At 51.5% G+C, this 6,563-nt stretch carries 7 protein-coding genes; all 7 read right to left on the bottom strand.

Annotation, left to right across the window (positions count from 1 at the left end):
• Positions 1-44: 44 nt before the first annotated feature.
• Positions 45-611, bottom strand: a complete 567-nt coding sequence (locus Q0198_RS03010) for a hypothetical protein (protein ID WP_297894792.1) — start codon at positions 609-611, stop codon at positions 45-47.
• Positions 608-2,614 (bottom strand): NAD-dependent DNA ligase LigA, encoded by a 2,007-nt coding sequence (gene ligA / locus Q0198_RS03015; protein WP_297894793.1) that lies wholly within the window; start codon positions 2,612-2,614, stop codon positions 608-610. Before ligA ends, Q0198_RS03010 begins: the two co-directional genes overlap by 4 nt.
• The gene (locus Q0198_RS03020) at positions 2,611-2,799 is read right to left on the bottom strand and encodes a hypothetical protein (protein ID WP_297894794.1); all 189 of its coding nucleotides are present in this window, start codon (positions 2,797-2,799) and stop codon (positions 2,611-2,613) included. The genes ligA and Q0198_RS03020 overlap by 4 nt, the downstream gene beginning before the upstream one ends.
• Complete coding sequence (gene kdsB / locus Q0198_RS03025) at positions 2,789-3,511, bottom strand: 3-deoxy-manno-octulosonate cytidylyltransferase (RefSeq protein WP_297894797.1); 723 nt, start codon at positions 3,509-3,511, stop codon at positions 2,789-2,791. Before kdsB ends, Q0198_RS03020 begins: the two co-directional genes overlap by 11 nt.
• Positions 3,508-5,061 carry a threonine synthase gene (gene thrC, locus Q0198_RS03030; protein ID WP_297894800.1) on the bottom strand — a complete coding sequence of 518 codons (1,554 nt, stop codon included), beginning with the start codon at positions 5,059-5,061 and terminating at the stop codon, positions 3,508-3,510. The genes kdsB and thrC overlap by 4 nt, the downstream gene beginning before the upstream one ends.
• 120 nt (positions 5,062-5,181) lie before the next feature.
• The gene (argB, locus tag Q0198_RS03035; RefSeq protein ID WP_297894803.1) at positions 5,182-6,039 is read right to left on the bottom strand and encodes an acetylglutamate kinase; all 858 of its coding nucleotides are present in this window, start codon (positions 6,037-6,039) and stop codon (positions 5,182-5,184) included.
• A 17-nt stretch (positions 6,040-6,056) separates the two neighbouring features.
• Positions 6,057-6,563: tetraacyldisaccharide 4'-kinase (locus Q0198_RS03040; protein WP_297894805.1), on the bottom strand; the 507-nt coding region annotated here is incomplete at its 5' end.

Below are 6,563 nucleotides of genomic sequence, written 5' to 3' on the forward strand. Positions count from 1 at the left end.
GTTTAATGGCCACGGATCGCAATAGCTCTTTTCTCATGCGGCTGCTATGAAATTTTAAAGCTTGCGCGGCTTTTGCGTGGCCTTGAGCTTAAAATTTTATCGCGCATAGCAAAATTGTGCGCAGCAGTACCGCAAGGCTCAAACTTTAGTCCGCGCCGTGCCGCAAATTTAGCCATACCGCGCATTGTAAATTTTAGCTCGCCGTGCGTTGCAAATTTTATCTCGTCGCTAGCGAAAATTTTAAAATTTTTCCTATCGGCGCAGTGTTTGAGCGGCGCAAAATTTGAGATATTCTTACTTGCACCCACAACATCTATCGGCATCGTACCCGCCGTTTTAGCACCGGGGCAGCCGGAGCCCGCCCGCCTAGCAGAAATCGCCTCTCGGTCTGCCGCTTTTGCACGCGCCTTAAAGCCCAGCGATCTTACATTGACCGCTCGATTTGCTATCCTCGCTTCTAGCAGCAAATTTACCGCCTCCTCACACTCTTTAAAATTTTTAAAATTCTCGCACTTCGTAAAACACGCAAGCGCCGCAGGACGAAAGTCACTTTTAAAATTTAACCCCGCGCCGTTTGCGTGTGGGTTCGGCACCCAGCAAAAAACCTTCACTCGCCGCTCCCTGCAAGCGCTTCAGGCTCGCTCTTGCTAGGTGAATTCGCACCGGTCGTCGCCAAGCTCGCGAGTGCTTCAAACTCGCTCTCGTCAATCACCCGCACGCCAAGCGAGCGGGCTTTTTGCAGCTTGGAGCCCGCTTCTGTGCCTGCGAGCATGAAGTCAGTCTTGGCAGATACCGAGCCCTGCACCTTCGCGCCCATAGCCAAAAGCCTGGCCTTAAACTCGTCGCGCGGACGGCTGAGCGTGCCGGTGATGACGACGCTGCGGCCCGTGAAGACGCTTTTAGTGGTCTGCATCTGGGGCGCGCGCGGCGTGATGATTTCGCTTAAATTTAGAATTTTTTCGCGATTTATCTTGCAAAACTCCGCTAGGCTCCTCGCCATCGCCTCTCCAAAGCCCTCCAGCCGCAAAATTTCATCCTCGTTCGCATCCAGCCAATCCTGCCCGAATGCCGCAGCGATCTTGCGCGCGGCCACCTCGCCGATGTGTTCGATCCCCAAAGAAGCGATGAAGCGCTCAAGCGGCGCGTTTTTGCTCGCATTTATCGCACCCAAAAGATTTGAAATTTTTTTATCCGCAAAGCCCTCGAGATCCGCCAAATCCTGCGCGCTGAGGGCGTAAATATCGCCGATCTTTGAAATTTTGCCGCTTTCAAAAAGCTGCGTAATCGTCGCGTCGCTTAGCCCTTCGATATTCATGCATTTTTTGGAGCAGAAATAGATCAGCGAGCCTATCACACGCGCCTTGCAATCGAGGTTTTGACACTTTATGAGCGCGCCTTCGTCAAGTAGCTTCTCGCCACAAACCGGGCAGCGACCCGGGCGCGAAATTTCACTCTGCGTGCCGTCTCTGCGCTGTTTGTAAACGCTCGTGATCTTCGGGATCACGTCGCCGCTGCGGATGATGCCCACGAAATCGTTTTTCATCAGCCCCAGCCGCGCGATCTCGTCGAAATTATGAAGCGTCGCGTTTGAAACGTTCGCGCCGTCGATATTTACGCTATCTACGACGGCTACGGGGGTGACTGCGCCGGTACGACCGACCTGCAGATTGATCTCGCGCAGCCGCGTTACCTTTTCGACCGCGGGAAATTTATACGCGACCATAAAGCGCGGGAATTTCACCGTATAGCCCATCTGCACGCACTTTGAAAGCTCGTTTACGCGGATTACCATGCCGTCTAGCATCAGATCTTTGCTTGCGCGCATGCTATGCAGCGCCTCGTACGCGCTCCTAATCTCGCTTATATCCGAGCAGATGCGGCAAAACTCGTCGCGTAAGAAACCTAGGCTGCGTACGAACTCCATTATCTGCGAGTGCAGCGCAAAGTTTAACGAATGCTCGCCCACCCCCCACGGGATAAATTTTAGCTTCCGCTTCGCTACGATTGCGCTATCTAGCTGGCGCAGGCTTCCCGCGGCGGCGTTGCGCGGGTTTGAAAACAGACTCTCGCCGTTTGCGGCGCGCTCGTCGTTTAGCGCGTCAAAATCGCTCTTTGCGATCAGCGTCTCGCCGCGGATCTCGATCCTTTGCGCGTAGGGGATCTGAAGCGGCACCGATTTGATCGCTCTTGCGTTTTGCGTCACGTCCTCGCCTATAAGCCCGTCGCCGCGCGTCGCCGCGCTTATCAGCACGCCGCCTTCGTAAGTTAGATTTAAGCTTGCGCCGTCAAATTTCGGCTCGACGTAAAACTGCGCGCTGCTCTTCTCGCCGCGAGCTAGCCACGCCAAAAGGTCCGCATCGTCGAAAATATCCTCCATCGACCACATCTGCGCGCCGTGAGCGAGCTTAGAAAAGCCCTCGCTGATCGAGCCTCCGATGCGCCGCGTAGGCGAGTAGGGCAGCGCGAGCTCGGGATTTTGCTCCTCGAATTTCTCCGCTTGCGAATAAAGCTCGTCGTACTCCTCGTCGCTCGCGATCGGCTTATCGTCGGTGTAATATGCTCGCGCCCACGCATTTAGCGTATCTACTGCGGATCTGTATTCATCGTAGTTCATCTTGCGCTCGCATCTTTAAATTTTAAAATTCCGCGCTCCGCTAAAATTTTACGTCGCGTTAGAATTTTACGCTCCGCGGCAGGTCTGTGCACCCCAAATACTGTGCCGCACAGCCTATTATCGTTAAATTTTGTGGGTCCGTTCGCTTTAAATTTCATGTTTAAAAAGGCGCGATCAATTTCCATTGCCGAACTCCTTTAGCGCGCGCTCGTAATCAGCCGGCGTGTCGATACCGATGCTCGCAGTCTCGATACCTAGCATCGCGATCTTTTCGCCGGCGCTTATGGCGCGAAGCTGCTCGAGTTTTTCGGTATCTTCCAGCACCGAGGCGGGCAGGGCGCAAAAGCGCTTTAAATTTCGCACGCTGTATGCGTAGATGCCGATGTGTCCGAGGTAGCACTCGCATGCCGCGCGCGGGTAAGGGATGAGCGAGCGCGAAAAATAGATCGCAAAGCCTGCGTTGTCGAGCACGAGCTTGACTAAATTCGGATCCCCTGCCGCCTCCTGGCTTATATATTTGTAGCAGCTCGCCATAAATGCGCCCTTTTGCGCGATCATGGCGTTGGCGAAATCTTTAAATTTAATCAAATTTTCACTCTCAAAAAAGGGCTCGTCGGCTTGGATATTGATGATGATCTCATCCTCCGCAAGAGCTGCGTTTGCGACCGCTTCAGCGATGCGATCGGTGCCGCTTTGATGCTCGCGCGCGGTAAGAACGGCGTCAAAGCCGTAATCTTGCGCGATTTTTAAAATTTGCGGTTCATCCACAGCGATTAGCACGCGGTCCGCCTTTGCGGCATTTTGAGCCGTTTTGATAAACATCGGCACGCCGCCAAACTCACATAAAATTTTATTTTTAAAGCGCGTCGAAGCAAGGCGCGCGGGGATTACTATCATTTTTTGATCCACTCCATTATGGCGTTTTTGATCTCGCTTTGTTCCACGACGCTGGAGTGTACCTGCGGCGCGCTAAAAAGGCGCGAGATCTGCGGCGGAATGTCGCTGCGAAATTCCTTCGAAAGCGCGATCATATCGGCTCGCTCGTCTTCGCAAGCCCTGCCTTTGATCGCGCCGATCATCGACGGCGTAAATTTAATCCACTTCGCGGTTGAAATGACGAGATTTAGGCGGCTTTCGTCAAGTAGCTTAAAGCAGGTCGCCGTGTGCGGATCGATCAGCACGCCGTGCTCACTTTCTTGCTTGATAAATTTAGCGCACTGCGTATCGTCGCAAAAATCCGCCTCAAAAATCTCCTGCAGCTTCGCAAGCTCGCTCGCGCTAAGCTTATAAAATTTATCTCGCGCCAGGCTTTGCATCAGCTCGCTCGTGCGCGCATCGCCGAATTGATCGCTAAGCAGCCGCTCGACGTTGGAGCTAACTAAAATATCCATCGCAGGGCTGATCGTGCGGATGAGCTCACGCTTTCGCAGATCGTAGATGCCGCGCGTAAAAAGCTCGGTCAGGATATTGTTCGCGTTTGAAGCGATCTTAATTTTGCCGATCTTTGCGCCCATTTTTTTGGCGAAATACGCTCCCAGCGCGTTGCCGAAATTTCCGCTAGGCACTATGACGTCGAAAGTATTAAATTTAGAGCCCTGTTTTACGCTCTGCGCGCTGTTTGCGCTTGTCGCAGCGTCTAAATTTTGACTGCACGCCGTGCACTGATCGCTTTGCTTTAAATTTTGCTCGGGGCTCAATACGCCGTGCTTCGAGAAATAGATGCTAGCGTAGAGGTAGTAGATGATTTGAAATAAAATCCTGCCGAAATTTACGGAGTTTGCGGCGCTTAGATTTAAATTTGCTCGCGCGAGCTCGTTTCTGAAATCATCGTCAGCTAGCAGCGATTTTAGCGCGCGTTGCGTATCGTCGAAGTTGCCGCGCACGCCTAAAATTTTAAGATTTGCCGCGCTTTGCTTTACCATCTGCTGGCGCTGTATCTCGCTCGTGCCGCCCTGCGGGTAGAGGCAGACCGCTTTGATGTTTTCATCGTCCGCAAAGGCCTCCAGCGTCGCAGGCCCCGTGTCGCCGCTCGTGGCGCACATTATTAAAAATTTTTCATTCCTGGATTTTGCGATGCTCTTTAAAAGCGCGCCAAAGGGCTGCAGCGCCATATCTTTAAACGCAAGCGTCGGGCCGTGGTAAAGCTCCAAAATATAGGCGTTTTCGCTTAGCTTTTTGATCTGGACGGGGCAAGCGGGGTTTTCAAATTTATCGTAGCGCTTTAGCGCGTCTTCAAAGACCTCGCTGCTTACGTCAAAATCAAAACTCTCGATGATTTTAAGCGCGATCTGTTTGTAGCTCAGATCCTCGCAATGCTTAAAAAAATCCTCGCTCAAAAGCGGCATCCGCTCGGGGCTGAAAAGCCCGCCGCCGCTCGCGCTCGGATTTAGCAGCGCGTAGCTAAGATCCGCTTTTTGCGAAAAATCTCTCGTAGAAACCAGTTTCATCTTTTTCCTTTTTAAAATTTTAAAATTTACGCCCGCCTAGGCGCTTTAAATTTGATCGCTTACACTGCTTGCACGGACTTGCGGCATTGCGGTTTTAAGCCTGCTGCATCCGCCTCGCGCCTAAATTTCTTCCTTTATCAAACTTCCTATACCGCCGTCCGTGAAAAGCTCAAGCAGGATCGAGTGCGGAATTTTGCCATTTATGATATGCGCGGCACTTGCGCCGTTTCGCACGCACTGCAGGCACGCATCGACTTTGGGGATCATGCCGCCTGCGATCGTGCCGTCTTTTTTGAGTTTCGAAATGAGCGCGGCATCGAGCTTGCTGATTAAATTTCCCTCTTTATCGAGCACGCCGTCAATGTCGCTTAAAAATATCGCCTTGCTCGCTTTTAGCGCAGCTGCGATCCTACTGGCGCAGAGATCGGCGTTGATATTAAAGCTCATGTTTTCGTCCGTCTCGCCGCCCGCAAGCGGGGCGATTACCGGCAGATAGTCCTTTTGTAGCAGGTCGTTTATCAGCTTGGTATTTACCTCGGTGATCTCGCCTACGAAGCCGTATTTTTTCTCATCGAGGAATTTTGCCCTCAAAAGCCCGCCGTCCTTGCCGCTGATGCCGATCGCGGGCGCGCCGTTTTGGTTCAAAAGCGCCGTGATCTCTTTATTTACCGCGCCGCTTAACACCATCTCGGTAATTTCGATCGCGTCTTTACTCGTTACGCGAAGTCCATCGCAAAATTCGCTCTTCACGCCGATCTTATCCAGGGTCTGATTGATCTTTTTGCCGCCGCCGTGCACGACGATGATCTTGATGCCGACCATATGCAAAAGCACGATGTCACGGGCAAAATCAAGCTTGAGCGTATCGTCGGTTTGCGCCGCGCCGCCGTATTTGACGACGAAAATTTTATCTCTAAATTTACGGATATAGGGCAGCGCGGAGATGATGACTTCGGCGGTTTTGCTCTTTTTTATCATAAAATTCCTTTAAAACCTTATTTTATCATAGCTTGGTTTATGTAGTTTTGAATTTTGCGGATAAAGTTTTCGCTTAGCTTTAAATTTAGCAAAATCACCGAAATTTCCGCGCTCAAATCCCTTAATTTCACGTAATCTTTCGCCGTGCATAGGATATGCTCCGCGTCCTCGCGCCTTAGCAGCTCTAAAATCTGCTCTTTTTTGAAATCATAATGATCGGGGAAAAATGCGTGGGCTTTTGCGAGCGGTAAAAACTCTTGCAAGCGCCAAGGCTTGGCGATAGCGCTAATTAAGATCGTGCGGGATTTTTCAAAACCAGCCTCTTTGGAATTTAAAATTTTATCCGCGGCGGCAGGGTTTAAATTTGAAATTTCATCTGCGGCGCGATTTAAATTTAAATCCGAAATTTCATCCGCAAGATTTGAAATTTCATCCGTGCCGTTTAGAGTGCCTTGCAGATCCGCCGCCGAAACGATTTTAAGCTCCTGCGAGATGTCGCTCGGAGAGGGTATGAAATCCGCAAA

Origin of the sequence: uncultured Campylobacter sp., from assembly GCF_938045205.1 — a bacterium.
In the GTDB taxonomy this organism is placed as follows: Bacteria; Campylobacterota; Campylobacteria; order Campylobacterales; family Campylobacteraceae; genus Campylobacter_B.